Origin of the sequence: Escherichia sp. E2562 (assembly GCF_005781075.1) — a bacterium.
GTDB lineage: Bacteria > Pseudomonadota > Gammaproteobacteria > Enterobacterales > Enterobacteriaceae > Escherichia.
The window spans coordinates 344,995-370,791 of the sequence record NZ_VATM01000001.1 but is presented as its reverse complement, the minus strand read 5'-3'; the positions used below and the strand labels follow the sequence as shown (position 1 = coordinate 370,791).

The window sequence follows — 25,797 nt, the reverse complement described above, 5'->3', positions numbered from 1 at the left end:
ACTGGCGGGTTTTTGCTTTTACGCGGCGGTAAGATGAATGACTGTCCACGACGCTATACTCAAAAGAAAGCGGCTTATCGGTCAGTTTCTTTTTTTCAGTATAAATACTCTTTTTTCGTCACCCTTTTTGTCTCCCGAGATTACTTACCTGCAAATATGAATTATTAGTTTTGTGATCATCAACACAAAATGCTATCCGTGCATTATGATGACAGCAGAAACCATGGAAAACGATTGCATTCACAAAATGACATCCTGCTATGATGGTAAAAATTGACGTTAATCAATTGTTCGAGATGATCAATATCTGTATTCGACTTTTTAAAATATTGATAAAATAAATGTTTTGTGACCAACAAATTCCGCGAAAAAATGTGACGCGGCGCATTATTTACCTGTAAATATGATTTGTTTATAATAAAATTTGATAACTTGCTCATTAAATTTAACTTAAAATTCGCCTGAGAAATACACGATATTTGCTTGAAATATCGTCGCAGGACATTTTTAATAAGCCAGATAAAGCGTGTTGTTATCGCCATAAAATATGGTTATCCCCCCCTTTGTTTTTTGATAAAAGTCAGGCTTTACGCGGATTTTATTATGTTAACTTATTGATATTAAAGATTTATATTGATTTAAGTAGATACCTGGAAAGCAATTGAAAGTTAATTTGTGAGTGGTCGCACATATCCTATTCATTCCATTTTGATACACTTCATGTCGTCAATGAGGTAATTAATGCAGGCCGATATGAGCACTATTCTTCTTCCTAAAACGCAGCACCTGGTAGTCTTTCAGGAAGTCATCAGAAGTGGCTCTATTGGCTCGGCTGCAAAAGAATTAGGTTTAACTCAACCTGCTGTAAGTAAAATCATTAACGATATTGAAGATTATTTTGGCGTGGAATTAGTGGTACGGAAAAATACCGGTGTAACGCTGACGCCAGCCGGTCAATTGTTGCTCTCACGTTCCGAATCCATTACCCGCGAAATGAAAAATATGGTTAATGAGATAAGCGGTATGTCCTCTGAAGCCGTGGTGGAAGTCTCATTTGGTTTTCCTTCGCTAATTGGCTTTACCTTTATGTCCGGGATGATCAACAAATTCAAAGAGGTGTTCCCGAGAGCGCAAGTCTCAATGTATGAAGCACAGTTGTCCTCGTTCTTACCTGCTATCCGCGACGGACGCCTCGATTTTGCGATTGGTACGTTAAGTGCAGAGATGAAGCTTCAGGATTTGCATGTTGAGCCGCTGTTCGAGTCCGAGTTTGTGCTGGTGGCCAGCAAGTCCCGAACATGCACCGGCACTACCACGCTGGAGTCGTTGAAAAACGAACAGTGGGTGTTGCCGCAAACTAATATGGGATACTACAGCGAACTTCTCACCACGTTACAAAGAAATGGCATCAGTATTGAAAACATCGTTAAAACCGACTCAGTCGTGACAATTTATAATCTTGTTCTCAATGCTGATTTCTTAACCGTTATTCCTTGTGATATGACTTCACCTTTTGGTTCTAATCAATTTATTACTATTCCGGTTGAAGAAACGTTGCCCGTGGCGCGATATGCCGCGGTATGGTCAAAAAATTATCGTATTAAAAAAGCAGCATCGGTTTTGGTTGAACTAGCCAAAGAGTATTCATCTTATAATGGGTGTAGACGAAGACAATTAATAGAAGCTGATTAGTTATTTGTTTTTCTCAAACATAAATAATCCACCTGTCTTTTCTCGGGTGTCGGTTACGGTTACCTACATATTTAATTCAGGTTAAGAGGTTTATCATGCATATTACATACGATCTCCCGGTTGCTATTAATGACATTATCGAAGCAAAACAACGATTGGCTGGGCGAATTTATAAAACAGGCATGCCTCGATCCAATTATTTTAGTGAACGTTGCAAAGGTGAAATATTCCTTAAGTTTGAAAATATGCAGCGTACTGGTTCATTTAAAATTCGTGGCGCATTTAATAAATTAAGCTCTTTAACCGATGCTGAAAAACGCAAAGGTGTGGTGGCCTGTTCTGCGGGTAACCATGCGCAAGGGGTTTCGCTCTCCTGCGCAATGCTGGGCATCGACGGGAAAGTGGTAATGCCGAAAGGCGCGCCAAAATCCAAGGTCGCGGCGACATGTGACTACTCCGCTGAAGTTGTTCTGCACGGCGACAACTTTAACGACACCATCGCCAAAGTTAGCGAAATTGTCGAAACGGAAGGCCGTATTTTTATCCCACCTTATGATGATCCGAAAGTGATTGCCGGTCAGGGAACGATTGGCCTGGAAATTATGGAAGATCTCTATGATGTCGATAATGTGATTGTGCCAATTGGCGGTGGCGGTTTAATTGCTGGTATTGCGGTAGCGATTAAATCTATTAACCCGACAATTCGTGTTATCGGTGTGCAATCAGAAAACGTTCACGGCATGGCGGCTTCTTTCCACTCGGGAGAAATAACCACGCACCGAACTACCGGCACCCTGGCGGATGGTTGTGATGTCGCCCGCCCGGGTAATTTAACTTACCAAATCGTTCGTGAATTAGTCGATGACATCGTGCTGGTCAGCGAAGACGAAATCAGAAACAGTATGATTGCCTTAATTCAGCGCAATAAAGTCGTCACCGAAGGCGCAGGCGCTCTGGCATGTGCTGCTTTGTTAAGCGGTAAATTAGACCAATATATTCAAAACAGAAAAACCGTCAGCATTATTTCCGGCGGCAATATCGATCTTTCTCGCGTCTCTCAAATTACCGGTTTCGTTGACGCTTAATCATCTCGTTGAGGATAGGATATGAGTACTTCAGATAGCATTGTATCCAGCCAGACAAAACAATCGTCCTGGCGTAAATCAGATACCACATGGACGTTGGGTTTGTTCGGCACAGCTATTGGTGCCGGCGTGCTGTTCTTCCCTATCCGCGCAGGTTTTGGCGGACTGATCCCGATTCTTCTGATGTTGGTATTGGCATACCCCATCGCGTTTTATTGCCACCGGGCGCTGGCGCGTCTGTGTCTTTCAGGCTCTAACCCTTCCGGCAACATTACGGAAACGGTGGAAGAGCACTTTGGTAAAACGGGTGGCGTGGTCATCACGTTCCTGTACTTCTTCGCGATTTGCCCACTGTTGTGGATTTATGGCGTAACCATTACCAACACCTTTATGACGTTCTGGGAAAACCAGCTTGGCTTTGCGGCGTTGAACCGCGGCTTCGTGGCGCTGTTCCTGCTGCTGCTGATGGCGTTCGTCATTTGGTTTGGTAAGGATCTGATGGTTAAAGTGATGAGTTACCTGGTATGGCCATTTATCGCCAGCCTGGTACTGATTTCTCTGTCACTGATCCCTTACTGGAACTCTGCTGTTATTGATCAAGTTGACCTCAGTGCGCTGACGTTAACCGGTCATGACGGTATCTTGATTACCGTCTGGCTGGGGATTTCCATCATGGTCTTCTCCTTTAACTTCTCGCCAATCGTCTCTTCCTTCGTGGTTTCTAAGCGTGAAGAGTATGAGAAAGACTTCGGTCGCGACTTCACCGAGCAGAAATGCTCACAGATCATCTCCCGTGCCAGCATGCTGATGGTTGCCGTGGTCATGTTCTTTGCCTTCAGCTGCCTGTTTACGCTGTCTCCGGCAAACATGGCGGAAGCAAAAGCACAGAACATTCCGGTGCTTTCTTATCTGGCTAACCACTTTGCTTCCATGTCCGGCGAGAAATCGACGTTCGCCACCGTACTGGAATATGCCGCTTCTATTATCGCACTGGTTGCTATCTTCAAATCTTTCTTCGGTCACTATCTGGGAACGCTGGAAGGTCTGAACGGTCTGGTACTGAAGTTCGGCTACAAAGGCGATAAGACGAAAGTGTCTTCCGGCAAACTGAACACCATCAGCATGATCTTCATCATGGGTTCCACCTGGGTAGTTGCTTACGCCAACCCGAACATTCTGGACCTGATTGAAGCCATGGGCGCGCCGATTATCGCTTCACTGCTGTGCCTGTTGCCGATGTATGCCATCCGTAAAGCGCCGTCGCTGGCGAAATACCGTGGTCGTCTGGATAACGTGTTTGTTACCGTGATTGGTCTGCTGACCATCCTGAACATCGTATACAAACTGTTTTAATCCGTAACTCAGGATGAGAAAAGAGATGAATGAATTTCCGGTTGTTTTGGTTATTAACTGTGGTTCGTCTTCAATTAAGTTTTCCGTGTTGGATGCCTCGAACTGTGATGTATTAATGTCAGGTATTGCCGACGGTATTAATTCGGAAAATGCATTCTTATCCGTAAATGGAGGAGAGCCAGCACCGCTGGCTCACCACAGCTACGAAGGTGCACTGAAGGCAATTGCGTTTGAACTGGAAAAACGGAATTTAAATGACAGCGTGGCCTTAATTGGCCACCGCATCGCCCACGGCGGCAGTATTTTTACCGAGTCCGCCATTATTACCGATGAAGTCATTGATAATATCCGTCGCGTTTCTCCACTGGCGCCGCTGCATAATTACGCCAATTTAAGTGGCATTGAATCGGCCCAGCAATTATTTCCTGGCGTAACTCAGGTAGCGGTATTTGATACCAGCTTCCACCAGACAATGGCCCCGGAAGCGTTTTTATACGGCCTGCCGTGGAAATATTACGAAGAGCTGGGTGTGCGCCGCTATGGCTTCCACGGCACGTCTCACCGCTATGTGTCCCAGCGTGCGCATTCTCTGCTGGATCTGGCGGAAGAAGACTCCGGCCTGGTGGTGGCGCATCTTGGCAATGGCGCGTCTATTTGCGCGGTTCGTAACGGGCAGAGTGTGGATACCTCAATGGGTATGACGCCGCTGGAAGGGCTGATGATGGGGACGCGCAGTGGCGATGTCGACTTCGGCGCGATGTCCTGGGTGGCCAGTCAAACCAACCAGAGTCTTAGCGATCTGGAACGCGTGGTGAATAAAGAATCGGGATTATTGGGGATTTCCGGTCTTTCTTCCGACCTGCGTGTACTGGAAAAAGCCTGGCATGAAGGTCATGAACGTGCACAACTGGCAATTAAAACGTTTGTTCACCGAATTGCCCGTCATATTGCCGGACACGCTGCCTCATTACATCGCCTGGATGGAATTATATTCACCGGCGGAATAGGTGAGAATTCAAGTTTAATTCGTCGTCTGGTCATGGAACATTTGACTGTATTAGGCGTAGAGATTGATGCAGAAATGAATAATCGCTCTAACGCTTACGGTGAAAGAATTGTGTCCAGTGAAAATGCGCGCGTAATTTGCGCCGTTATTCCGACTAATGAAGAAAAAATGATTGCGCTAGATGCAATTCATTTAGGCAAAGTTAAAGCACCCGCAGAATTTGCATAATTTAGTTGAAGTATTGTAGAGAGATTATTTTTCATGAAGGTAGATATTGATACCAGCGATAAGCTGTACGCCGACGCATGGCTTGGCTTTAAAGGTACGGACTGGAAAAACGAAATTAATGTCCGCGATTTTATTCAACATAACTATACACCGTATGAAGGGGATGAATCCTTCCTCGCTGAAGCGACGCCAGCCACCACGGCATTGTGGGAAAAGGTGATGGAAGGTATTCGTATCGAAAACGCGACCCACGCGCCGGTTGATTTCGATACCAATATTGCCACCACTATTACTGCCCATGATGCAGGTTATATCAACCAGCCGCTGGAAAAAATTGTTGGCCTGCAAACAGATGCGCCACTGAAACGTGCGCTGCATCCGTTTGGCGGCATCAACATGATTAAAAGTTCATTCCATGCCTATGGCCGTGAAATGGACAGCGAATTTGAATACGTGTTTACCGATCTGCGTAAAACCCATAACCAGGGCGTATTTGATGCTTACTCACCGGATATGCTGCGCTGCCGTAAATCTGGCGTATTGACTGGTCTGCCGGACGGTTATGGCCGTGGGCGTATTATCGGTGACTATCGCCGCGTGGCGTTGTACGGCATCAGTTATCTGGTCCGTGAACGCGAACTGCAATTTGCCGATCTCCAGTCTCGTCTGGAAAAAGGGCAAGATCTGGAAGCCACCATCCGTCTGCGTGAAGAGCTGGCAGAACATCGTCATGCGCTGCTGCAGATTCAGGAAATGGCGGCGAAATACGGCTTCGACATCTCTCGTCCAGCGCAAAATGCGCAGGAAGCGGTGCAGTGGCTCTACTTCGCTTACCTGGCGGCGGTGAAATCGCAAAACGGCGGCGCGATGTCGCTGGGTCGTACTGCATCGTTCCTCGATATCTACATTGAACGTGACTTCAAAGCCGGCGTGCTCAACGAGCAGCAGGCGCAGGAATTGATCGACCACTTCATCATGAAGATCCGCATGGTGCGCTTCCTGCGTACGCCGGAATTTGATTCGCTGTTCTCCGGCGACCCTATCTGGGCAACGGAAGTCATCGGTGGGATGGGGCTGGACGGTCGCACACTGGTGACCAAAAACTCCTTCCGTTACCTGCATACACTGCACACTATGGGGCCAGCACCGGAACCTAACCTGACCATTCTGTGGTCGGAAGCATTGCCGATTGCCTTCAAAAAATATGCGGCACAAGTCTCCATCGTCACTTCTTCTTTGCAGTATGAAAACGACGATCTGATGCGTACTGACTTCAACAGCGACGATTACGCGATTGCCTGCTGCGTCAGCCCGATGGTGATTGGTAAGCAGATGCAGTTCTTCGGCGCACGCGCTAACCTGGCGAAAACGCTGCTGTACGCAATTAACGGCGGGGTGGATGAGAAGCTGAAGATTCAGGTCGGCCCGAAAACAGCACCACTGATGGACGACGTTCTGGACTACGACAAAGTCATGAACAGCCTTGACCATTTCATGGACTGGCTGGCAGTGCAGTACATCAGCGCGCTGAACATCATCCACTACATGCATGACAAGTACAGCTACGAAGCCTCACTGATGGCGCTGCACGATCGTGATGTCTATCGCACGATGGCATGTGGTATTGCGGGCCTGTCGGTGGCGACGGATTCACTTTCCGCAATTAAATATGCTCGCGTGAAACCAATCCGTGACGAAAACGGCCTGGCGGTGGACTTTGAAATCGACGGCGAATATCCGCAGTACGGCAACAACGACGAGCGCGTAGACAGCATTGCTTGCGACCTGGTTGAACGCTTTATGAAGAAAATTAAAGCCCTGCCAACCTATCGTAACGCTGTACCAACTCAGTCGATTCTGACCATCACCTCTAACGTGGTGTACGGCCAGAAAACCGGTAACACACCGGATGGTCGTCGCGCCGGTACACCGTTCGCACCAGGTGCTAACCCGATGCACGGTCGTGACCGCAAAGGGGCCGTGGCTTCGCTGACCTCCGTTGCCAAGCTGCCGTTCACCTACGCTAAAGACGGTATTTCGTACACCTTCTCAATTGTCCCTGCGGCGCTGGGCAAAGAAGATCCGGTACGCAAAACCAATCTTGTCGGCCTGCTGGATGGTTATTTCCACCACGAAGCGGATGTGGAAGGTGGTCAGCACCTCAACGTCAACGTTATGAATCGGGAAATGTTGCTGGATGCCATTGAGCACCCGGAAAAATACCCGAACCTGACAATCCGTGTCTCTGGCTACGCCGTGCGCTTCAACGCACTGACCCGTGAACAGCAGCAGGATGTGATTTCACGTACCTTTACCCAGGCGCTTTGATGCCGGAGGATGTATGAAAAAGATTATCGAAACGCAACGTGCGCCAGGCGCAATCGGCCCATATGTTCAGGGCGTTGATTTAGGCAGTATGGTATTCACCTCCGGGCAAATTCCGGTTTGTCCGCAGACCGGGGAGATCCCTGCGGACGTGAAAGATCAGGCGCGTTTAAGTCTGGAAAACGTCAAAGCGATCGTAGTTGCTGCCGGGCTGACCGTTGGCGATATCGTGAAGATGACGGTGTTCATTACCGACCTTAATGACTTTGGCACCATCAATGAAGTCTACAAGCAGTTTTTTGACGAGCATCAGGCGACCTACCCGACACGCAGCTGCGTGCAGGTAGCGCGTTTGCCGAAAGATGTGAAGCTGGAAATTGAAGCTATCGCGGTACGCAACGCATAAAGCTCCTGAGCGGGGCGATCGCAGGGGCGCTCCGCTCCTCTTCACGAACGGCAATCCGAGGGTGTGGATATGATTAGTGTATTCGATATTTTCAAAATTGGGATTGGTCCCTCCAGTTCTCATACCGTGGGGCCAATGAATGCCGGAAAAAGTTTTATTGATCGACTGGAGAAGAGCGGCTTATTAACCGCGACGAGCCACATTGTGGTCGATCTTTATGGATCGTTGTCACTGACGGGCAAAGGTCACGCCACGGATATCGCTATCATCATGGGACTGGCAGGAAATAGTCCGCAGGACGTTGTTATTGATGAGATACCTGCATTTATGGAATTAGTGACGCGCAGCGGAAGGTTGCCGGTGGCAGCGGGCGCACATGTCGTTGATTTCCCAGTGGCAAAGAACATTATTTTCCATGCGGAAACGCTGCCCCGTCATGAGAATGGGATGCGTATTACCGCGTGGAAAAAGCAGGAAGAACTGTTAAGCAAAACCTATTATTCAGTCGGTGGCGGATTTATTGTCGAAGAAGAACAATTCGGCTTGTCACTGGATGTTGAAACGCTCGTCCCTTACGATTTCCATTCAGCAGGTGAGCTGCTGAAAATGTGTGATTACAACGGGTTATCTATTTCTGGTTTGATGCTGCAAAACGAGTTGGCGCTACGTAGCAAAGCCGAAATTGATGCTGGTTTTTCGCGTATCTGGCAGGTGATGCATGACGGTATTGAACGCGGTATGAATACCGAAGGTGTGCTGCCAGGCCCGCTCAATGTGCCACGTCGGGCGGTGGCGCTGCGGCGTTTGCTGGTTTCCAGCGACAATATCTCTAACGATCCGATGAACGTGATCGACTGGATCAATATGTTTGCTCTGGCAGTCAGCGAAGAAAATGCCGCTGGCGGGCGTGTTGTGACAGCGCCAACTAACGGCGCTTGCGGCATTATTCCTGCGGTGCTGGCCTATTACGATAAATTCCGCCGCCCGCTCAATGAGCGCTCCATTGCCCGTTTTCTGCTGGCGGCTGGCGCTATCGGTGCACTGTATAAAATGAATGCCTCCATTTCCGGTGCGGAAGTGGGCTGTCAGGGCGAAATTGGCGTGGCCTGTTCAATGGCGGCGGCAGGGTTAACCGAACTGCTGGGCGGCAGCCCGGCGCAGGTGTGCAATGCGGCGGAAATCGCTATGGAACACAACCTGGGACTGACCTGCGATCCGGTTGCCGGGCAGGTGCAAATTCCGTGTATTGAACGCAATGCTATTAATGCTGTTAAAGCCGTGAACGCCGCGCGGATGGCGATGGGACGCACTTCCGCACCGCGTGTTTCTCTCGATAAAGTTATCGAGACGATGTACGAAACCGGCAAAGATATGAACGATAAATACCGCGAAACTTCACGCGGAGGACTGGCCATTAAAGTGGTCTGCGGCTGATATCTCATCCGCGTTTATACTGGGGTGCACAAAATGTGCACCCTTTTTTATTGTGATCTGCTGCAAATAGAGAATAACTATTTCTCTAAGATTGATTTGATAGAAAATTATTATCCATAATTGCTATTTCAAAGTCTTGATTGTGAAGATTTTCTCTGACCTCACGCGTATCATTTCTTCATTCTAATAACTCGCCTGCAAAAAAACGTAGACCGCGTATCGCCTTGATGCGGCTCGAAAAAAATAATAAGCCCTACAAAATATTGAGCGAGAACTTATGGAAATTGCAACGAATAAAGGCGTCATTGCAGACGCTTCGACCCCGGCGGGTCGTGCTGGAATGAGTGAAAGTGAATGGCGTGAAGCTATCAAATTCGACAGTACCGACACCGGTTGGGTGATTATGAGTATTGGGATGGCGATTGGCGCGGGGATAGTTTTTCTCCCGGTGCAGGTCGGATTGATGGGATTGTGGGTATTTTTGCTCTCATCAGTGATTGGCTACCCGGCAATGTATCTGTTTCAGCGATTGTTTATTAATACGCTGGCGGAATCTCCAGAGTGTAAAGATTACCCGAGTGTCATTAGTGGTTATTTGGGTAAAAACTGGGGCATTTTGTTAGGTGCACTTTATTTTGTGATGCTGGTTATTTGGATGTTTGTTTACTCCACCGCCATCACTAACGATAGCGCCTCCTATCTGCATACTTTCGGCGTGACGGAAGGATTGCTGTCTGACAGTCCGTTTTATGGCCTGGTACTGATTTGTATTCTGGTAGCGATCTCTTCACGCGGCGAGAAACTGTTATTCAAAATTTCGACCGGCATGGTGCTGACCAAACTGCTGGTGGTGGCGGCGCTGGGTGTATCGATGGTCGGGATGTGGCATCTGTATAACGTAGGTTCGCTGCCGCCGCTGGGGCTGCTGGTGAAAAACGCCATTATCACACTGCCGTTTACCTTAACCTCGATTCTGTTTATTCAGACGTTAAGCCCGATGGTGATTTCCTATCGCTCGCGAGAAAAATCGATCGAAGTAGCACGACACAAAGCGTTGCGGGCGATGAACATTGCGTTTGGGATCCTGTTTGTCACCGTCTTTTTCTACGCAGTGTCGTTCACTCTGGCGATGGGACATGACGAAGCAGTAAAAGCCTATGAGCAGAATATTTCCGCGCTGGCGATTGCCGCACAGTTTATTAGCGGCGACGGTGCAGCATGGGTGAAAGTGGTCAGCGTCATCCTCAATATCTTTGCCGTTATGACAGCGTTCTTTGGCGTCTATTTAGGCTTTCGCGAAGCAACGCAAGGGATCGTAATGAACATCCTGCGCCGCAAGATGCCAGCTGAGAAGATTAACGAAAATCTCGTTCAGCGCGGCATCATGATTTTCGCCATTTTACTGGCCTGGAGCGCCATCGTACTGAATGCGCCAGTGTTGAGCTTTACCTCTATCTGTAGCCCGATTTTCGGCATGGTAGGGTGCCTGATCCCGGCGTGGTTGGTTTACAAAGTACCGGCATTGCACAAATACAAAGGTGCCTCTCTGTACCTGATTATCGTCACCGGTTTGTTGCTTTGCGTTTCTCCGTTCCTGGCATTTTCATGATTTACCTGAAATTTTAAGGTTTTTATTATGTTTGATTCGACTCTAAATCCGTTATGGCAGCGTTACATCCTTGCAGTTCAGGAGGAAGTAAAACCGGCGCTGGGATGTACTGAACCTATCTCACTGGCGCTGGCGGCGGCGGTTGCTGCGGCAGAACTGGAAGGTCCGGTTGAACGTGTAGAAGCCTGGGTTTCGCCAAATCTGATGAAGAACGGTCTGGGCGTCACCGTTCCCGGTACGGGAATGGTGGGGCTGCCGATTGCCGCGGCGCTGGGGGCGTTAGGTGGAAATGCCAACGCCGGGCTGGAAGTGCTGAAAGACGCAACGGCGCAGGCAATTGCCGATGCCAAAGCGTTGCTGGCGGCGGGGAAAGTCTCGGTCAAGATCCAGGAACCTTGCGATGAAATCCTCTTCTCACGCGCCAAAGTCTGGAACGGCGAGCAGTGGGCTTGTGTCACCATCGTCGGCGGGCATACTAACATTGTGCATATCGAGACGCACAATGGCGTGGTTTTTACCCAGCAGGCGTGTGTGGCAGAGGGCGAGCAAGAGTCGCCGCTGGCGGTGCTCTCCAGAACGACGCTGGCCGAGATCCTGAAGTTCGTCAATGAAGTGCCGTTTGAGGCTATCCGCTTTATTCTCGATTCTGCGAAATTAAACTGCGCGTTATCGCAGGAAGGTTTGAGTGGGAACTGGGGGCTGCATATTGGCGCGACGCTGGAAAAACAGTGTGCACGCGGTTTGCTGGCGAAAGATCTCTCCTCGTCAATTGTGATTCGTACCAGCGCGGCATCCGATGCGCGTATGGGTGGCGCAACGCTTCCGGCAATGAGTAACTCCGGTTCTGGCAACCAGGGGATCACCGCGACAATGCCCGTGGTGGTGGTCGCGGAACACTTCGGGGCAGATGATGAACGGCTGGCGCGCGCGCTGATGCTTTCGCATTTGAGCGCGATTTATATCCATAACCAGTTACCGCGTTTGTCTGCGCTGTGTGCCGCAACGACCGCCGCAATGGGCGCCGCCGCTGGGATGGCATGGCTGGTGGATGGGCGTTATGAAACCATCTCGATGGCAATCAGCAGCATGATCGGTGATGTTAGCGGTATGATTTGCGATGGCGCGTCGAACAGTTGCGCGATGAAGGTTTCGACCAGTGCGTCGGCGGCGTGGAAAGCGGTGTTAATGGCGCTGGATGATACCGCCGTGACTGGCAATGAAGGGATTGTGGCGCATGATGTTGAGCAGTCAATCGCCAACCTGTGTGCGCTGGCAAGTCATTCAATGCAGCAAACGGATCGGCAGATTATCGAGATTATGGCCAGTAAGGCCAGGTAAGCACCGGATTTCGGAGGTCATACCTGATGCCGGATGCGATGCTGGCGCATCTTATCCGGCTTACGGGGTGTGCAATTTGTTGGTTTTGTTGGGTTTTGTACCTGATGCCGGATGCGATGCTGGCGCATCTTATCCGGCCTACGGGGTGTGCAATTTGTTGATGTTGTTGGGTTTTGTACCTGGTGCCGGATGCGATGCTGGCGCATCTTATCCGACCTACGGATTGTGCAATTTGTTGGTTTTGTAGGCCGGATAAGGCGTTTACGCCGCATCCGGCAATCTGTTTTTATGCGGTAGCTTCATCCTCGGCTAACCGTATTTCGGCGTCGGCTACTATCGCCTCCAACTCACTCAACATCTCTTCATAGCCAAAACTTTTGGTAGCGTGGGTGGTTTCTTTCGCTGCAACGGACTTTACTGGCTGACGTTTCTTCGCCGATTTTTTACTCATCATCTTCTCCCTGTAAAAAAACTAGACAGGTAAATCTATCAGCAAAGCACGCAGCGGGGAATCAGCAACGAGTGTAATGTTAGCCTCGTCACGAATAAATGCGCCATCACCGCAGGTCAGCGCAGCTTTCTCTTCGTGATGCGTAATCGCATGAAATTGACCGTGGATCGATTGCAAATAAGCACGCGGACCGTGCAGTTGAAAGTTCGCGCTTTCTCCCTCGGCGAGCACAATATGATGCAGCCACACCTGCTGGCGCAGTTGCAGGCTACCTTTCGCGCCATCTGGCGAGGCGATTAATTGCTGCTTGTCCATATTCAGCGCCAGTTTTTGAATCAGCGGATTCTCCCGTTGCGGGCAGGCATCCAGCCAGAGCTGCATTCGCGTTAACGGTTTGTCCTTGCTGATATTATGTTCGCTATAACTCACGCCCGGCTGAGTAGAAAGCAATAAGGCTTCACCGGCGTGGGCCTGAACATGATTACCTTCGCTGTCCCGATACTCTGCTTCTCCGTCGAGAATCACATTCAAAATATCAACTTTTGGGTAGGTACGTGGCTGGAAGGCGGCTCCTGGGGCCAACACTTCCTGGTTAAGCACGCGCAGGGAGGCATAGCCTAACAATTTAGGGTCGAAGTAGTGTCCAAAGGAAAAAGTATACCGGGCCTGCAACCATCCGTAGTCTGCTTGTCCACACTGCCTGGCAGTTCGGGTAGTAATCATAATTCTTGACCTCTCTTTACTTCCTTTTATGGTAAGGGGCTGGACGCTACATTGTTAGCCAGATATTCTGCCCGGTATGTTCAAATTTCCTGAATGAGAACGAAATGGCCAAAGAAAGGGCATTAACGCTGGAAGCACTAAGGGTTATGGATGCGATCGATCGCCGTGGTAGTTTTGCAGCGGCGGCCGATGAGCTGGGACGAGTGCCTTCCGCGCTTAGCTACACCATGCAAAAACTGGAAGAAGAGCTCGATGTGGTGCTGTTTGACCGCTCGGGCCATCGCACCAAATTCACCAATGTCGGGCGGATGTTGTTGGAGCGAGGACGTGTTCTGCTGGAGGCCGCAGATAAACTGACCACCGATGCCGAAGCCCTCGCGCGTGGTTGGGAAACGCATCTCACCATCGTGACTGAAGCGCTGGTGCCCACGCCTGCCTTTTTCCCGTTGATCGACAAACTGGCGGCTAAAGCCAATACCCAACTAGCAATCATCACCGAAGTGCTGGCGGGGGCGTGGGAGCGGCTGGAACAGGGGCGAGCAGATATTGTTATCGCGCCGGATATGCATTTTCGTTCCTCGTCGGAGATCAACTCTCGTAAGCTTTACACCTTGATGAACGTCTACGTGGCAGCGCCTGAGCACCCGATTCATCAGGAGCCGGAACCGCTTTCTGAAGTTACGCGCGTGAAATATCGCGGAATTGCAGTGGCAGATACTGCTCGTGAACGCCCGGTATTGACCGTACAGTTACTGGATAAACAACCTCGCCTGACGGTCAGCACCATTGAAGATAAACGTCAGGCATTGCTGGCAGGGCTTGGCGTCGCAACGATGCCGTACCCGATGGTAGAAAAAGATATCGCTGAAGGACGGTTGCGTGTAGTTAGTCCGGAATCGACCAGCGAAATCGATATTATTATGGCCTGGCGTCGCGACAGTATGGGAGAAGCAAAATCCTGGTGTCTGCGGGAAATTCCAAAGTTGTTCGCTGGAAAATAATCTATAAAGCACCTTTCACAAGGTGCTTAATTATTATTCCTGTTCCAGTTTTGGATCAGGTCCAAACCGGTTTTCGCCTGGTGTCCCCGGCTGGCAGTTAAAGATGATGATAATCAGCCAACCGATAAACGGAATTAAGAACAGTAGCACCCACCATGCTGAACGGTCGGTGTCATGCAGGCGACGGAACTGTACAGCCCACCACGGCAAAAATACCAGAATGCTGTAGATAGTCGTCAGGATGCCTTCGCCACCGGCACGTTGCCAGCCCAGCATTTTATCCAGCAGCCCCAGCACGAGCGTAAAGATGATGTTGACCAGAATAAACATCCAGTACTCTTTGCGCCGTGCACGTCCCCGGAAACCGACATAATTTTTTAGTACTTTCAGATACCAGTCCATTTTTGCCTCAATTTTGCTCAATCACTTGTTTTTAAAGCAGCAAATTAAGAATAGACATGAATGAATTTGCAGTAAATATTATCTCGATGAATTAATAAGGCGCTGTGAAGGATAAGGGCAAGCGCAAAATCGCCAGATGCGCTACGCTTATCTGGCCTGGGCGGGTTCTGCAATATATTGAATATACAATGTTTTGTAGGTCAGATAAGGCGTTCCCGCCACATCCGACATGAACAACACGCACTTAGCCAACAACCAGAGGCACCACGAAGGGTGCCTTTGTTTAACCGAAGCGAACATCCCGCCCGTGCGGTTCATCGAGATCCTGCCACGGGCCAATCGAAATAATTCCTGTTGGGTTGATGGTCTTATGGCTGCGGAAGTAGTGATTACGGATATGGTCGAAATTGACGGTTTCAGCTATTCCCGGCATCTGATAGATATCGCGCAGGAAGCCATACAAATTCAGGTAATCGCTGATACGGTGCTTATCGCACTTGAAGTGGGTGACATACACCGGATCAAAACGGACCAGCGTGGTCCACAGGCGAATATCGGCTTCGGTTAGCTGGTTACCTGTCAGGAAGCGATGCTGCCCTAATATCTGTTCCAGACGCGCCAGTGATTCAAACACTTTCACCACCGCCTCGTCGTAGGCTTCCTGGCTGGTGGCAAAACCAGCTTTATAGACACCATTATTTACGGTGTCGTATATCCAGCCGTTAAGTTCGTCAATTTTAGTTTGCAGAGCCGGGGGGTAATAATCGCCCGCTTTTGCGCCCAGCGCATCAAATGCGGTATTGAACATGCGGATAATTTCTGCTGATTCGTTGCTGACAATGGTGTGATTTTTTTTGTCCCACAGCACGGGGACAGTAACACGTCCGCTGTAGTGTGGATCAGCGTGGAGATAAAGCTGGTACAGGAATTCATGTTGATAGAGCGTGTCGCCGGTTGCATCCGGGAAACTGTCATCAAAGGTCCAGCCGTTTTCCAGCATCAGCGGGTTCACCACGGATACGGAAATAAACGGTTCCAGTCCTTTGAGTTTACGCATGATCAGCGTGCGGTGCGCCCACGGGCAGGCGAGTGAGACATAGAGATGATAACGATCTTTCTCTGCGGCAAATCCACCTTTGCCAGTGGGGCCTGGTGCGCCATCGGCAGTGAGCCAGTTACGAAATGCGGAAGCTGAACGTTGAAATTTACCGCCAGTGGATTTGGTGTCGTACCAGGTGTCATGCCAGACGCCGTCAATCAGTTGACCCATTTTTCTCTCCTCCAATAGCAAAAACGAGGAGCGTTTCTCCTCGTTTGAGACTGATGACAAACGCAAAACTGCCTGATGCGCTATGCTTATCAGGCCTACGAGGTTCTTGCAATATATTGAATTTGCATGTTTTTGTAAGCCGGATAAAGCGTTCACGCCGCATCCGGCATGAACAACGCGTACTTTGTCAACAATCTGAAACGAGGAGTTTCCCCCTCGTTTTTTATCGTTAAGTATAGCGCGTGCTTACCACTTTTTATTCAGCAGACGGTCTATGCTATACGCGCCCGGTCCGGTAATCGCCAGCAGCAGGAATCCGCCAGAAATTGTCAGGTTTTTCATGAACATCAGCGAGTTGACGCCTTCAGCAAAGTTGCTGTGAAATAAAAACGCCGTCAACAGTGTAAAGCCAGCGGTAAACAGCGCGGTGGTGCGAGTCAGGAAACCGAACAGGATTGCCAAACCGCCACCGAACTCAAGCAGGATCACCAGCGGCAGCATAAAGCCCGGGACGCCCATTGCTTCCATATATTGTTGAGTACCAGCGTAGCCAGTAATTTTTCCCCAGCCTGCGGTAACGAACAGAATCGGCATTAAAATACGCGCTACCAGTACACCAACATCTTCTAATTTTTTCATCATACTCTCCACTGCGCCACTCAGGCTGCTGATTGTTTTTTTGTGCAAGGGCGCGGTATTAGCGTCATTGCTGTCGATGGAGAGAAGCATAAACGTAGTGAATGGTGATTGTTAGCAAGGAAAACTGTCAAAAATTTTCAAAAAATTTGAGGGATAAGGCCGGAATAGTTCCGGCCAGAGAGGAATTTAACCGCGAAGCTGTTGCTGATTGAGGGTGGTTTTAACCAGACGCCACGCACTCCAGACGCCAAAACCGCGCCTGGCCCATCGGACCAGCATATTCGGATGGCGAATCGTCCAGATAGCCATCACGCTGCTGCCGACCAGCGCCCAGGAACGCAGGCTCAACAGCATATTCCAACGACGATCGTAGGCGCCTGTCGCCTCCAGCCAGTCACGCCGACTGGCGGAAAGATCCAACCGTTGCTGCTGGATCTGACGAAGCAGCTGTGCCTTACGTTGTTCACGTTCGACTTTACCGCTCACGGGACTCCTCCTCGAGAAGTTGTCGATCGTTTGCCAGTTCGTGACGCGTATGGCGCAGCAAGGTGGATTTGCGCGACTTGTGTAATGTCCAGATACCGCCGATGAGTGCCAGAAGCAGCAACACCACAGTGGTGGCAATCATTGCATTCAGGCGATATTGCGGATCAACTGCCCAGATAATCAGCACCATCAGGCTCATAAGACCAAATGCAGCGAAAAGCATCGTCAGGCCGAGCATCAGTAAAAGCTGAAAGATATTGGCTTTTTCTTCTTCCAGCTCAACCACCGCCAGCCGCAGACGCGTCTCCACCATTTCGACCATGATGGTGACAATTCGCTGCCCGATTCCCAGAACGCTTTTACCGGGCCCTTGCGCGTGATGAGTGTCCGCCATAATTAACGACGCGACAGCAGAACGCCCAGCACCACGCCGATGGCTGCGCCAATACCAACTCCCGCCCACGGATTTTCACGCACATACTCATCGGCACGCGCCGCCGCTTCGCGGGTTTGTTTAGCAATCGCATCACCGGTTTCACCCAGACGATAGCGACTCTGCTTCAGTGCCTGTTCCGCTTTGCTACGAATCTTACTCAGCTCTTCTTTTGACTTTTCGCCAGAGGAGCTAAGCACCTCTTCCAGCGTATCGGACAGGGATTTCAACTCAGCACGCAGGTGTTCCGTAGTGTGTTCTTTCGACATAGTTTTCTCCAGGTGAGTAAGTATTAACTATTGGGGATTAGTAGTCGCGCGCTTCCAGCTTTTTCAGCTCTTCCTGCGCTTCTGCCAGTTTCCGTTCGCGTTTAGCAATCTTATCGGCATCGCCTTTTTGTTTCGCCTCGGCTAAATCATGCTTGCGTTCTGCCACTTCATCTTTCTGCTTCGCGATTTTCTTTTGATGATCGGCACGCAACTGGTTATCTGAACAATTCGCCCGCACTTCACTAAGGGCTTTGTTCAGGCCGTTGATACGATTCTGGTTTTGATGTTTTTCGGCATAGCTGATCTCCTTAAGGATATTTTGCTCCTTTTCCTGACAAAGGGTAGTGGCATAACTACTGACACTAAGAGCAAAAAGAGAAACAGCTAAAGCGATGCGGTATTTCATTCTTGAACCTTCCATTGTGACTCGGACCCATTACAGAGGAACGATTGTCCAGACAACGAGGCGGTGGTATTAACCACCGCCTTATTAATCATAGACAGTAACGGTGAAATCACCAAAGTGAGTGATATGTTTCGGATAACAGGAAGTTATCCGAAGCGATGAGAATTGTCTCGCAGCCGGGTCAGCCATTGCATGGCCTGATTATTATCGTCCTGCTGCGCAATGATGTAGCCATGAGGCAATGTTCTATCGAGGACCGCTTTGGCGGCGGCGCTTTGATCGCTGGAATCAAACGTAATCAACAGAGTGTCATTCTTAGGGGTGATGCTTTTGAAAGGAATTCCATGAGCGTCAAGGTGATGCCAGATGGAAAAACCGTCCGGCATCGTCGTCCCTTGATGAATGGCGCGGATCGCTAGCGTGGATTCTTGTTGACGAACCGCAGACCAGGCCAGCAGCAGCGTGCCAGCCAGCAATATAGCAGCGCCGAACCAGGCTAGCTGGCGAAGCGACATGCGAGGTATTTGCATCCTTTACCCCCGATTTCCATATTTCTTTTTCCATAACACAACCAGAGAACCTGCCAGGCCGAACACCAGCAGTACCACCGGGAGCAGCATCAGGCATGACATCAGCTGGTCCTCATACTTCAAAAATACCGGCGTCTTGCCGAGCATGTAACCTAAGGTTGTCAGAATCAACACCCACAGCAGGCCACTCATCCAGTTGAAGAACTGAAAGCGGGCGTTATTCAGCCCTGACAGTCCGGCAATGGTCGGCAGTAATGTTCTGACAAATGCGATAAAGCGACCAATTAACAGCGCAGATAAACCGTGTTTATGAAAAAGATGGTGTGCGCGTTGGTGGTAGTGCGCAGGTAAATGGGATAGCCAGTTTTGTACGGTACGGGTGTTTCCCAGCCATCGCCCCTGTATGTAGCTGACCCAGCAACCGAGGCTGGCCGCAACAGTGAGCAGCATAATAGTCTGCGGGTAACCCATTGCGCCTTTGGCAATCAATACACCGACCAACACCAGCAAGCTGTCGCCTGGTAAAAAGGCCGCTGGAAGCAAGCCGTTTTCGAGGAACAAAATCACAAACAAGACAAAATACAACATGCCAATCATCGACGGATTGGCCAGGGTTTCAAAATCCTGCGCCCACAGGGCTTGCAGCAATTGGGTCAAAAGTTCCATTCATTATTCCTGGTGAATCGGTTAACGCCACGCCGGTTTTAAATGATGCACACCCGTCAGGTTATTGCTGTTGTTGTATATATTGCGGGTCGAGACACCAATACGGCCTGAACTATTCCCTGTTAAAACGTGAGATAAGAAAACATTTAATAGCATAAATTCAAATTGAATCTAATTGTAACAAAGGTCAACGTTGTTCGTTATCAAAATTACATGTCCGTGGAGTCTGATTTTGCTGATTGCAGAGGAGGGTGGCGAGAGGATTTACACAGGCTGACACTTTATACTTTTCGCTTACTGATAAAGCGAACAGGCGCGTTGCTGCGCCTGTCAGAAATGGGAGTTTATTTGCTGCTGTTGGCCACAGTATCCAGATGAACGACTGGATTCTCGGCGAACAAATAGCGGTCGGCATTGAACTCGAAATCGTCACTGGTTTCGTTAAACAACATAATTTTGGTATTTTCCAGATGCTGCCACATTGCAAGTTTGGCGGCATGAGGATCTTTGCGTATCAACGCTTTGAGGATCTGATCGTGGTCATCACACCAGTTATCGACGGTACGGGAATCAATGTGCTCGTGCAGCTTTTTCCAGTACGGGTTATGGCTACGCTGGGTCCACATTTTCTCTACGATGGCAGCCAGTGCAGAGTTCTGCGTCGCTAATGCGACCTGAATATGAAACTGCAAATCCCACTCGGAATCACGGAAGCATTGTTCGCCGCGCGCCTGCTCCTGGATGGCCATCAGTTTCATGATGTCCTGTTTCGTTACCTGGGTTGCAGCAAACTCGGCAATATTGCTTTCGATAAGTTGACGTGCCTGGAGCAGTTCAAACGGACCGTAATTGGCAAATTCCATATTCGCGTCCGCCGCCTGCTGATGGCGAGGCTGGTTGGAAACCACATGAATTCCCGAGCCTTTGCGTACTTCTACATAGCCCTCGACTTCAAGCATGATGATGGCTTCACGAACCACGGTGCGGCTGACGTTTTTTTCATCAGAAATAAAACGTTCGGCGGGCAGTTTATCACCCACCAGATAGACGCCCTGCTCGATGCGTTCTTTCAGGTCAGCGGCGAGCTGTTGGTACAAACGGCGTGGTTCAGTGATTTCCATATGCGCTCCAGGCATGATACGGCAGACTATATTTGTTATACCACTTTTGCGAGCTTAGCTCTACTCGCAGTGGTGAAAAAGCCGCCTGAGAAGGCGGCTTTGAAGGGAAACTAAAACTTACATTTAGCGTTAATGTTGCGGTGCGGGGTCGTTATGTGATTCCTGCGCTACCTCAATTGCCGGTTTGTTCTGCAACACGGTCCAGATAACCAGCGCGCCTAACAGGTCGAACACCGCCAGTACTGCGAACAGCGGGCTGAAGCCGATGGTGTCAGCCAGTGCACCTACAACCAGCGCAAACAGCGTACTTGCCAGCCACGCAGACATCCCAGTCAGACCGTTTGCCGTTGCCACTTCGTTACGACCAAACACGTCAGAAGAGAGGGTAATCAGCGCGCCAGACAGTGCCTGGTGAGCAAAACCACCGATACACAGCAGCATAATCGCGACATACGGGTTGGTGAACAGACCGATCATACCTGGGCCAATCATCAGTACCGCACCCAGTGTTACCACCATCTTACGGGAAACAATCAGGTTCACACCAAACCAACGCTGGAACAGTGGCGGCAGGTAACCACCGAGGATACAACCAAGGTCAGCAAACAGCATTGGCATCCAGGCGAACATCGCGATCTCTTTCAGGTTAAAGCCGTAAACTTTAAACATGAACAGCGGGATCCACGCGTTGAAAGTACCCCAGGCCGGTTCAGCCAGGAAGCGCGGTAATGCGATACCCCAGAACTGACGGTTACGCAGGATCTGAGCAACGGACATTTTCTTCGCCGCGCCAACCTGGTGCTGGGCTTCCTGACCATTAATAATGTAGTCACGTTCTTCATCGGTCAGATGTTTCTGGTCGCGTGGATGTTTATAGAAAATCAGCCATGCCATCGCCCAGATAAAGCTCAACGCACCGGAGATAATAAATGCCATCTGCCAGCTGTGCATGACGATTGCCCATACCACCAGCGGCGGCGCAATCATCGCACCAATTGAGGAACCAACGTTAAAGTAACCTACTGCGATGGAGCGTTCTTTCGCCGGGAACCATTCAGAACTGGCTTTCAGACCTGCAGGGATCATCGCTGCTTCTGCCGCACCTACCGCACCACGGGCAATCGCCAGACCGCCCCAGCTACCAGCCAGTGCGGTTGCGCCACAGAATACCGCCCACAGCACGGCAAACATTGCGTAACCGATTTTCGTCCCCAGAACATCCAGTACATAACCCGCTACAGGTTGCATGACCGTATATGCAGCAGAATAGGCTGCGATGATGTAGGAATACTGTTGGGTGGAGATGTTTAACTCTTCCATCAGAGTTGGTGCAGCTGCCGCCACAGTGTTACGCGTCAGGTAACCGAGCACGGTGCCGAGCGTCACCAATGCGATCATGTACCAACGTAACCCTTTAATTTTACGCATGTAAAACCTCATCGTTTTGTTATATCCGCAATAAGCGCGGTCATCATCCTGCCTGGGGCAGAGGATGTTAGTTACGACCGGATGACCGAAAAAAAAACCGGTACACCCCGAACGCTGCCATGAAAGTTTCGTGCTAATTCGGCTTCCGTACCGGTCAACCCAATTCATCTAACAAATGAATGAATCGGCAATTTGCATTCCGTCGACTTATGATTCGCGACGGCAGAAAGATAACTTGTCATACAACTTTAAAAGGTGAGAGCCATCACAAATGTGGGAATATTTGTAGGGGCATTACTGGATGAGAGCAAAGCCAGAACTGGCGCGGCTTGCAGAGGGATTTACCACTTTGAGAGTAATTTTTTTAACTACGTTTATTGATCTAACTCACGAAAATATCTTCGGGCTCTGGAAATTGGTGTGATAACTTTGTCAGCATCGCACCCTAAGCAAGCTAGCTCACTCGTTGAGAGGAAGACGATAATGACTCCGTTTATGACTGAAGATTTCCTGTTAGATACTGAATTTGCCCGCCGTCTGTATCACGACTACGCAAAAGACCAGCCGATTTTCGACTACCACTGCCATTTACCGCCGCAGCAAATCGCAGAAGACTATCGCTTTAAGAATCTGTATGACATCTGGCTGAAAGGCGACCACTACAAATGGCGTGCAATGCGTACCAATGGTGTTGCTGAGCGCCTGTGTACTGGTGATGCATCTGACCGTGAGAAGTTTGATGCCTGGGCGGCGACCGTTCCGCACACGATCGGTAACCCGTTATACCACTGGACGCACCTCGAACTGCGTCGTCCGTTTGGCATCACTGGCAAACTGCTGTCTCCGTCTACTGCAGATGAAATCTGGAACGAATGTAACGAACTGCTGGCGCAGGACAAATTCTCCGCGCGCGGCATCATGCAGCAGATGAACGTGAAAATGGTCGGCACCACCGACGACCCGATCGACTCTCTGGAACATCACGCAGAGATCGCCAAAGACGGCTCTTTCAACATCAAAGTGCTGCCGAGCTGGCGTCCGGATAAAGCCTTTAACATTGAACAGGCGACCTTTAACGACTACATGGCGAAGCTGGGCGAAGTTTCCGATACCGATATTCGCCGCTTTGCTGATCTGCAAACTGCTCTGACCAAACGTCTGGATCACTTCGCCGCTCACGGTTGTAAAGTGTCTGACCACGCGCTGGACGTGGTGATGTTTGCCGAAGCGAACGAAGCGGAACTGGACAGCATCCTGGCACGTCGTCTGGCAGGCGAAACCCTGAGTGAGCATGAAGTCGCACAGTTCAAAACTGCGGTGCTGGTATTCCTGGGCGCCGAATACGCACGTCGCGGCTGGGTACAGCAGTACCACATTGGCGCGCTGCGTAATAACAACCTGCGTCAGTTCAAACTGCTGGGGCCGGATGTTGGCTTTGACTCCATCAACGACCGTCCGATGGCGGAAGAACTGTCTAAGCTGCTGAGCAAACAGAACGAAGAAAACCTGCTGCCGAAAACCATTCTCTACTGCCTGAATCCGCGCGATAACGAAGTGCTGGGTACTATGATCGGTAACTTCCAGGGCGAAGGTATGCCAGGCAAAATGCAGTTCGGTTCCGGCTGGTGGTTTAACGATCAGAAAGACGGTATGGAACGTCAGATGACTCAACTGGCACAGCTCGGTCTGCTGAGCCGTTTTGTTGGGATGCTGACTGACAGCCGTAGCTTCCTGTCGTACACCCGTCACGAATACTTCCGCCGCATTCTGTGCCAGATGATTGGCCGCTGGGTGGAAGCGGGCGAAGCACCGGCGGACATCAACCTGCTGGGCGAGATGGTGAGAAATATTTGCTTTAACAATGCGCGTGACTACTTCGCCATTGAACTGAACTAAGGTCTGGGGTTGATATGCAATACATCAAGATCCATGCGCTGGATAACGTCGCGGTCGCGTTAGTGGATTTGGCGGAAGGCACTGAAATCAGTGTCGATAACCAGACCGTAACGCTGCGCCAGGATGTTGCTCGTGGACATAAATTTGCGTTAACAGATATCGAAAAAGGGGCCAACGTCATTAAATATGGCCTACCGATTGGTTATGCATTGGCGGATATTGCGGCGGGGGAACACGTTCACGCCCACAATACGCGCACGAATCTGAGCGATCTGGATCAGTATCGCTATCAACCTGATTTTCAGGATCTGCCTGCGCAAGCGGCAGATCGTGAAGTGCAGATCTATCGTCGCGCTAACGGTGATGTCGGGGTGCGTAACGAGTTGTGGATCCTGCCGACCGTGGGCTGCGTTAACGGCATCGCGCGACAGATCCAGAACCGTTTTTTGAAAGAGACGAACAACGCTGAAGGTACTGACGGTGTGTTCCTCTTCAGCCACACCTATGGCTGCTCGCAGCTGGGCGACGATCACATTAATACCCGCACCATGCTGCAAAACATGGTGCGTCATCCGAACGCAGGCGCAGTGTTGGTCATTGGTCTGGGCTGTGAAAACAACCAGGTTGATGCTTTCCGTGAAACGCTGGGCGATATCGATCCTGAACGCGTGCATTTCATGATCTGCCAACAGCAGGATGATGAGATTGAAGCCGGGATCGAGCATTTGCATCAGCTGTATAACGTCATGCGCAATGACAAGCGCGAGCCGGGTAAACTCAGCGAACTGAAGTTTGGTCTGGAGTGCGGCGGTTCTGACGGCCTTTCCGGTATTACTGCTAACCCAATGCTGGGGCGTTTCTCTGATTACGTCATCGCTAACGGCGGCACTACCGTGCTGACCGAAGTACCGGAGATGTTCGGTGCAGAGCAGTTACTGATGGACCATTGTCGCGATGAAGCGACGTTTGAAAAACTGGTCACTATGGTCAACGACTTCAAACAGTACTTTATTGCCCATGACCAGCCGATCTACGAAAACCCATCGCCGGGGAACAAAGCGGGTGGTATCACCACGCTGGAAGATAAATCACTCGGCTGTACGCAGAAAGCGGGCTCCAGCCAGGTGGTAGACGTGCTGCGCTACGGCGAACGTTTGAAAACACCAGGGCTGAACCTGTTAAGTGCACCGGGTAACGATGCCGTAGCGACCAGCGCCCTGGCGGGTGCGGGCTGCCACATGGTGCTGTTTAGTACCGGTCGCGGCACGCCGTACGGCGGATTTGTACCGACGGTGAAAATCGCTACCAACAGCGAACTGGCAGCGAAGAAAAAACACTGGATCGACTTTGACGCGGGTCAGCTGATCCACGGTAAAGCGATGCCGCAGTTGCTGGAAGAATTTATCGATACCATCGTTGAGTTTGCCAACGGTAAGCAAACCTGCAACGAGCGTAACGACTTCCGCGAACTGGCGATCTTTAAAAGCGGCGTAACGCTGTAAAGTCGAAATAAGTTGTGAATAAAAAACGGCGTTTCATAATATGAAGCGTCGTTTAAGATTGTTGATAAACGCATAATTGCCTGATGCGCTTCGCAATA

At 50.1% G+C, this 25,797-nt stretch carries 26 protein-coding genes; 12 read left to right on the top strand and 14 right to left on the bottom strand.

The annotated features are described in order from the left end of the window. Positions 1-203: 203 nt before the first annotated feature. Positions 204-440 carry a transcriptional activator TdcR gene (gene tdcR, locus FEK43_RS01700; RefSeq protein ID WP_240780566.1) on the bottom strand — a complete coding sequence of 79 codons (237 nt, stop codon included), beginning with the start codon at positions 438-440 and terminating at the stop codon, positions 204-206. A gap of 313 nt (positions 441-753) precedes the next feature. Here tdcR and tdcA point away from each other — a divergent pair, with 313 nt between their 5' ends. The 9 genes from tdcA to cyuA all read left to right on the top strand — a co-directional run bounded on the left by tdcA (position 754) and on the right by cyuA (position 12,476). Then, positions 754-1,692 (top strand): transcriptional regulator TdcA, encoded by a 939-nt coding sequence (gene tdcA, locus FEK43_RS01695; protein WP_130210820.1) that lies wholly within the window; start codon positions 754-756, stop codon positions 1,690-1,692. A gap of 95 nt (positions 1,693-1,787) precedes the next feature. Next, a complete protein-coding gene (gene tdcB / locus FEK43_RS01690) occupies positions 1,788-2,777 on the top strand; it encodes a bifunctional threonine ammonia-lyase/L-serine ammonia-lyase TdcB (protein WP_130210804.1) in 990 nt (329 codons plus the stop codon). 21 nt (positions 2,778-2,798) lie between these two features. Next, the gene (gene tdcC, locus FEK43_RS01685; RefSeq protein ID WP_130210806.1) at positions 2,799-4,130 is read left to right on the top strand and encodes a threonine/serine transporter TdcC; all 1,332 of its coding nucleotides are present in this window, start codon (positions 2,799-2,801) and stop codon (positions 4,128-4,130) included. 25 nt (positions 4,131-4,155) lie between these two features. After that, on the top strand, positions 4,156-5,364 hold the full coding sequence (tdcD, locus tag FEK43_RS01680; RefSeq protein WP_131160923.1) for a propionate kinase: 1,209 nt from the start codon (positions 4,156-4,158) through the stop codon (positions 5,362-5,364). A 33-nt stretch (positions 5,365-5,397) separates the two neighbouring features. Beyond that, positions 5,398-7,692, top strand: a complete 2,295-nt coding sequence (gene tdcE, locus FEK43_RS01675; RefSeq protein ID WP_130210810.1) for a 2-ketobutyrate formate-lyase/pyruvate formate-lyase — start codon at positions 5,398-5,400, stop codon at positions 7,690-7,692. A gap of 13 nt (positions 7,693-7,705) precedes the next feature. Then, positions 7,706-8,095: an enamine/imine deaminase gene (locus tag FEK43_RS01670; protein WP_064529572.1), complete on the top strand. Its 390-nt coding sequence runs from the start codon at positions 7,706-7,708 to the stop codon at positions 8,093-8,095. 69 nt (positions 8,096-8,164) lie between these two features. Further along, the gene (gene tdcG, locus FEK43_RS01665; RefSeq protein ID WP_135407946.1) at positions 8,165-9,529 is read left to right on the top strand and encodes an L-serine ammonia-lyase; all 1,365 of its coding nucleotides are present in this window, start codon (positions 8,165-8,167) and stop codon (positions 9,527-9,529) included. A 277-nt stretch (positions 9,530-9,806) separates the two neighbouring features. Then, a complete protein-coding gene (locus FEK43_RS01660) occupies positions 9,807-11,138 on the top strand; it encodes an amino acid permease (protein ID WP_130210814.1) in 1,332 nt (443 codons plus the stop codon). A 27-nt stretch (positions 11,139-11,165) separates the two neighbouring features. After that, positions 11,166-12,476, top strand: coding sequence for a cysteine desulfidase (gene cyuA / locus FEK43_RS01655; protein WP_130210816.1), 1,311 nt, complete (start codon positions 11,166-11,168; stop codon positions 12,474-12,476). 286 nt (positions 12,477-12,762) lie between these two features. Here cyuA and yhaL read toward each other — a convergent pair whose 3' ends face one another. Next, the gene (gene yhaL, locus FEK43_RS01650; protein ID WP_135407942.1) at positions 12,763-12,927 is read right to left on the bottom strand and encodes a protein YhaL; all 165 of its coding nucleotides are present in this window, start codon (positions 12,925-12,927) and stop codon (positions 12,763-12,765) included. Between the two features lie 21 nt (positions 12,928-12,948). After that, complete coding sequence (locus FEK43_RS01645; protein WP_130210374.1) at positions 12,949-13,650, bottom strand: pirin family protein; 702 nt, start codon at positions 13,648-13,650, stop codon at positions 12,949-12,951. A 104-nt stretch (positions 13,651-13,754) separates the two neighbouring features. On the opposite strand from FEK43_RS01645, the gene yhaJ reads away from it, so the two are divergent. Beyond that, positions 13,755-14,651 carry a DNA-binding transcriptional regulator YhaJ gene (gene yhaJ / locus FEK43_RS01640; RefSeq protein ID WP_130218285.1) on the top strand — a complete coding sequence of 299 codons (897 nt, stop codon included), beginning with the start codon at positions 13,755-13,757 and terminating at the stop codon, positions 14,649-14,651. 33 nt (positions 14,652-14,684) lie between these two features. On the opposite strand, the gene FEK43_RS01635 is transcribed toward yhaJ, so the two are convergent. From FEK43_RS01635 to exuT, 11 genes are all read right to left on the bottom strand, one after another. Continuing rightward, positions 14,685-15,053 carry a DUF805 domain-containing protein gene (locus FEK43_RS01635; RefSeq protein WP_135407926.1) on the bottom strand — a complete coding sequence of 123 codons (369 nt, stop codon included), beginning with the start codon at positions 15,051-15,053 and terminating at the stop codon, positions 14,685-14,687. A 283-nt stretch (positions 15,054-15,336) separates the two neighbouring features. Then, positions 15,337-16,323, bottom strand: coding sequence for a glutathionyl-hydroquinone reductase YqjG (gene yqjG, locus FEK43_RS01630; protein WP_135407923.1), 987 nt, complete (start codon positions 16,321-16,323; stop codon positions 15,337-15,339). Between the two features lie 246 nt (positions 16,324-16,569). After that, positions 16,570-16,962, bottom strand: a complete 393-nt coding sequence (locus tag FEK43_RS01625) for a DoxX family protein (protein ID WP_135488730.1) — start codon at positions 16,960-16,962, stop codon at positions 16,570-16,572. Between the two features lie 186 nt (positions 16,963-17,148). Then, positions 17,149-17,448, bottom strand: a complete 300-nt coding sequence (locus FEK43_RS01620) for a YqjK-like family protein (protein ID WP_130210382.1) — start codon at positions 17,446-17,448, stop codon at positions 17,149-17,151. After that, positions 17,438-17,842, bottom strand: a complete 405-nt coding sequence (locus FEK43_RS01615; RefSeq protein WP_135407921.1) for a phage holin family protein — start codon at positions 17,840-17,842, stop codon at positions 17,438-17,440. Before FEK43_RS01615 ends, FEK43_RS01620 begins: the two co-directional genes overlap by 11 nt. A 2-nt stretch (positions 17,843-17,844) precedes the next feature. After that, positions 17,845-18,150: a YqjD family protein gene (locus FEK43_RS01610; RefSeq protein WP_130210386.1), complete on the bottom strand. Its 306-nt coding sequence runs from the start codon at positions 18,148-18,150 to the stop codon at positions 17,845-17,847. Between the two features lie 37 nt (positions 18,151-18,187). Continuing rightward, positions 18,188-18,556, bottom strand: a complete 369-nt coding sequence (yqjC, locus tag FEK43_RS01605) for a DUF1090 family protein YqjC (protein WP_130210388.1) — start codon at positions 18,554-18,556, stop codon at positions 18,188-18,190. Between the two features lie 146 nt (positions 18,557-18,702). Then, positions 18,703-19,086, bottom strand: coding sequence for an EnvZ/OmpR regulon moderator MzrA (gene mzrA / locus FEK43_RS01600; RefSeq protein WP_130210390.1), 384 nt, complete (start codon positions 19,084-19,086; stop codon positions 18,703-18,705). A 3-nt stretch (positions 19,087-19,089) separates the two neighbouring features. After that, positions 19,090-19,752, bottom strand: coding sequence for a DedA family general envelope maintenance protein YqjA (gene yqjA, locus FEK43_RS01595; protein ID WP_064529586.1), 663 nt, complete (start codon positions 19,750-19,752; stop codon positions 19,090-19,092). Positions 19,753-20,096: 344 nt separating this feature from the next. Beyond that, positions 20,097-20,873, bottom strand: coding sequence for a transcriptional regulator ExuR (gene exuR / locus FEK43_RS01590; protein ID WP_064529587.1), 777 nt, complete (start codon positions 20,871-20,873; stop codon positions 20,097-20,099). A 129-nt stretch (positions 20,874-21,002) separates the two neighbouring features. Next, positions 21,003-22,301, bottom strand: a complete 1,299-nt coding sequence (exuT, locus tag FEK43_RS01585; protein ID WP_130210392.1) for a hexuronate transporter ExuT — start codon at positions 22,299-22,301, stop codon at positions 21,003-21,005. 483 nt (positions 22,302-22,784) lie between these two features. On the opposite strand from exuT, the gene uxaC reads away from it, so the two are divergent. Both uxaC and uxaA read left to right on the top strand, forming a co-directional pair. Then, positions 22,785-24,197: a glucuronate isomerase gene (gene uxaC / locus FEK43_RS01580; protein ID WP_130210394.1), complete on the top strand. Its 1,413-nt coding sequence runs from the start codon at positions 22,785-22,787 to the stop codon at positions 24,195-24,197. A gap of 14 nt (positions 24,198-24,211) precedes the next feature. Continuing rightward, complete coding sequence (uxaA, locus tag FEK43_RS01575; protein ID WP_130210396.1) at positions 24,212-25,699, top strand: altronate dehydratase; 1,488 nt, start codon at positions 24,212-24,214, stop codon at positions 25,697-25,699. Positions 25,700-25,797: the final 98 nt, after the last annotated feature.

What these genes read in the sequence shown, in the direction of transcription:
- uxaC (WP_130210394.1), top strand. Translation starts at nt 22,785, where the DNA reads ATGACTCCGTTTATGACTGAAGATTTCCTGTTAGATACTGAATTTGCC.
- tdcD (WP_131160923.1), top strand. Translation starts at nt 4,156, where the DNA reads ATGAATGAATTTCCGGTTGTTTTGGTTATTAACTGTGGTTCGTCTTCA.
- cyuA (WP_130210816.1), top strand. Translation starts at nt 11,166, where the DNA reads ATGTTTGATTCGACTCTAAATCCGTTATGGCAGCGTTACATCCTTGCA.
- FEK43_RS01610 (WP_130210386.1), bottom strand. Translation starts at nt 18,150, where the DNA reads ATGTCGAAAGAACACACTACGGAACACCTGCGTGCTGAGTTGAAATCC.
- FEK43_RS01625 (WP_135488730.1), bottom strand. Translation starts at nt 16,962, where the DNA reads ATGAAAAAATTAGAAGATGTTGGTGTACTGGTAGCGCGTATTTTAATG.
- tdcE (WP_130210810.1), top strand. Translation starts at nt 5,398, where the DNA reads ATGAAGGTAGATATTGATACCAGCGATAAGCTGTACGCCGACGCATGG.
- tdcA (WP_130210820.1), top strand. Translation starts at nt 754, where the DNA reads ATGAGCACTATTCTTCTTCCTAAAACGCAGCACCTGGTAGTCTTTCAG.
- exuR (WP_064529587.1), bottom strand. Translation starts at nt 20,873, where the DNA reads ATGGAAATCACTGAACCACGCCGTTTGTACCAACAGCTCGCCGCTGAC.
- uxaA (WP_130210396.1), top strand. Translation starts at nt 24,212, where the DNA reads ATGCAATACATCAAGATCCATGCGCTGGATAACGTCGCGGTCGCGTTA.
- FEK43_RS01660 (WP_130210814.1), top strand. Translation starts at nt 9,807, where the DNA reads ATGGAAATTGCAACGAATAAAGGCGTCATTGCAGACGCTTCGACCCCG.
- yhaL (WP_135407942.1), bottom strand. Translation starts at nt 12,927, where the DNA reads ATGAGTAAAAAATCGGCGAAGAAACGTCAGCCAGTAAAGTCCGTTGCA.
- yhaJ (WP_130218285.1), top strand. Translation starts at nt 13,755, where the DNA reads ATGGCCAAAGAAAGGGCATTAACGCTGGAAGCACTAAGGGTTATGGAT.
- FEK43_RS01635 (WP_135407926.1), bottom strand. Translation starts at nt 15,053, where the DNA reads ATGGACTGGTATCTGAAAGTACTAAAAAATTATGTCGGTTTCCGGGGA.
- tdcB (WP_130210804.1), top strand. Translation starts at nt 1,788, where the DNA reads ATGCATATTACATACGATCTCCCGGTTGCTATTAATGACATTATCGAA.
- yqjC (WP_130210388.1), bottom strand. Translation starts at nt 18,556, where the DNA reads ATGAAATACCGCATCGCTTTAGCTGTTTCTCTTTTTGCTCTTAGTGTC.
- yqjG (WP_135407923.1), bottom strand. Translation starts at nt 16,323, where the DNA reads ATGGGTCAACTGATTGACGGCGTCTGGCATGACACCTGGTACGACACC.
- FEK43_RS01670 (WP_064529572.1), top strand. Translation starts at nt 7,706, where the DNA reads ATGAAAAAGATTATCGAAACGCAACGTGCGCCAGGCGCAATCGGCCCA.
- yqjA (WP_064529586.1), bottom strand. Translation starts at nt 19,752, where the DNA reads ATGGAACTTTTGACCCAATTGCTGCAAGCCCTGTGGGCGCAGGATTTT.
- mzrA (WP_130210390.1), bottom strand. Translation starts at nt 19,086, where the DNA reads ATGCAAATACCTCGCATGTCGCTTCGCCAGCTAGCCTGGTTCGGCGCT.
- tdcR (WP_240780566.1), bottom strand. Translation starts at nt 440, where the DNA reads ATGAGCAAGTTATCAAATTTTATTATAAACAAATCATATTTACAGGTA.
- tdcG (WP_135407946.1), top strand. Translation starts at nt 8,165, where the DNA reads ATGATTAGTGTATTCGATATTTTCAAAATTGGGATTGGTCCCTCCAGT.
- FEK43_RS01615 (WP_135407921.1), bottom strand. Translation starts at nt 17,842, where the DNA reads ATGGCGGACACTCATCACGCGCAAGGGCCCGGTAAAAGCGTTCTGGGA.
- exuT (WP_130210392.1), bottom strand. Translation starts at nt 22,301, where the DNA reads ATGCGTAAAATTAAAGGGTTACGTTGGTACATGATCGCATTGGTGACG.
- tdcC (WP_130210806.1), top strand. Translation starts at nt 2,799, where the DNA reads ATGAGTACTTCAGATAGCATTGTATCCAGCCAGACAAAACAATCGTCC.
- FEK43_RS01645 (WP_130210374.1), bottom strand. Translation starts at nt 13,650, where the DNA reads ATGATTACTACCCGAACTGCCAGGCAGTGTGGACAAGCAGACTACGGA.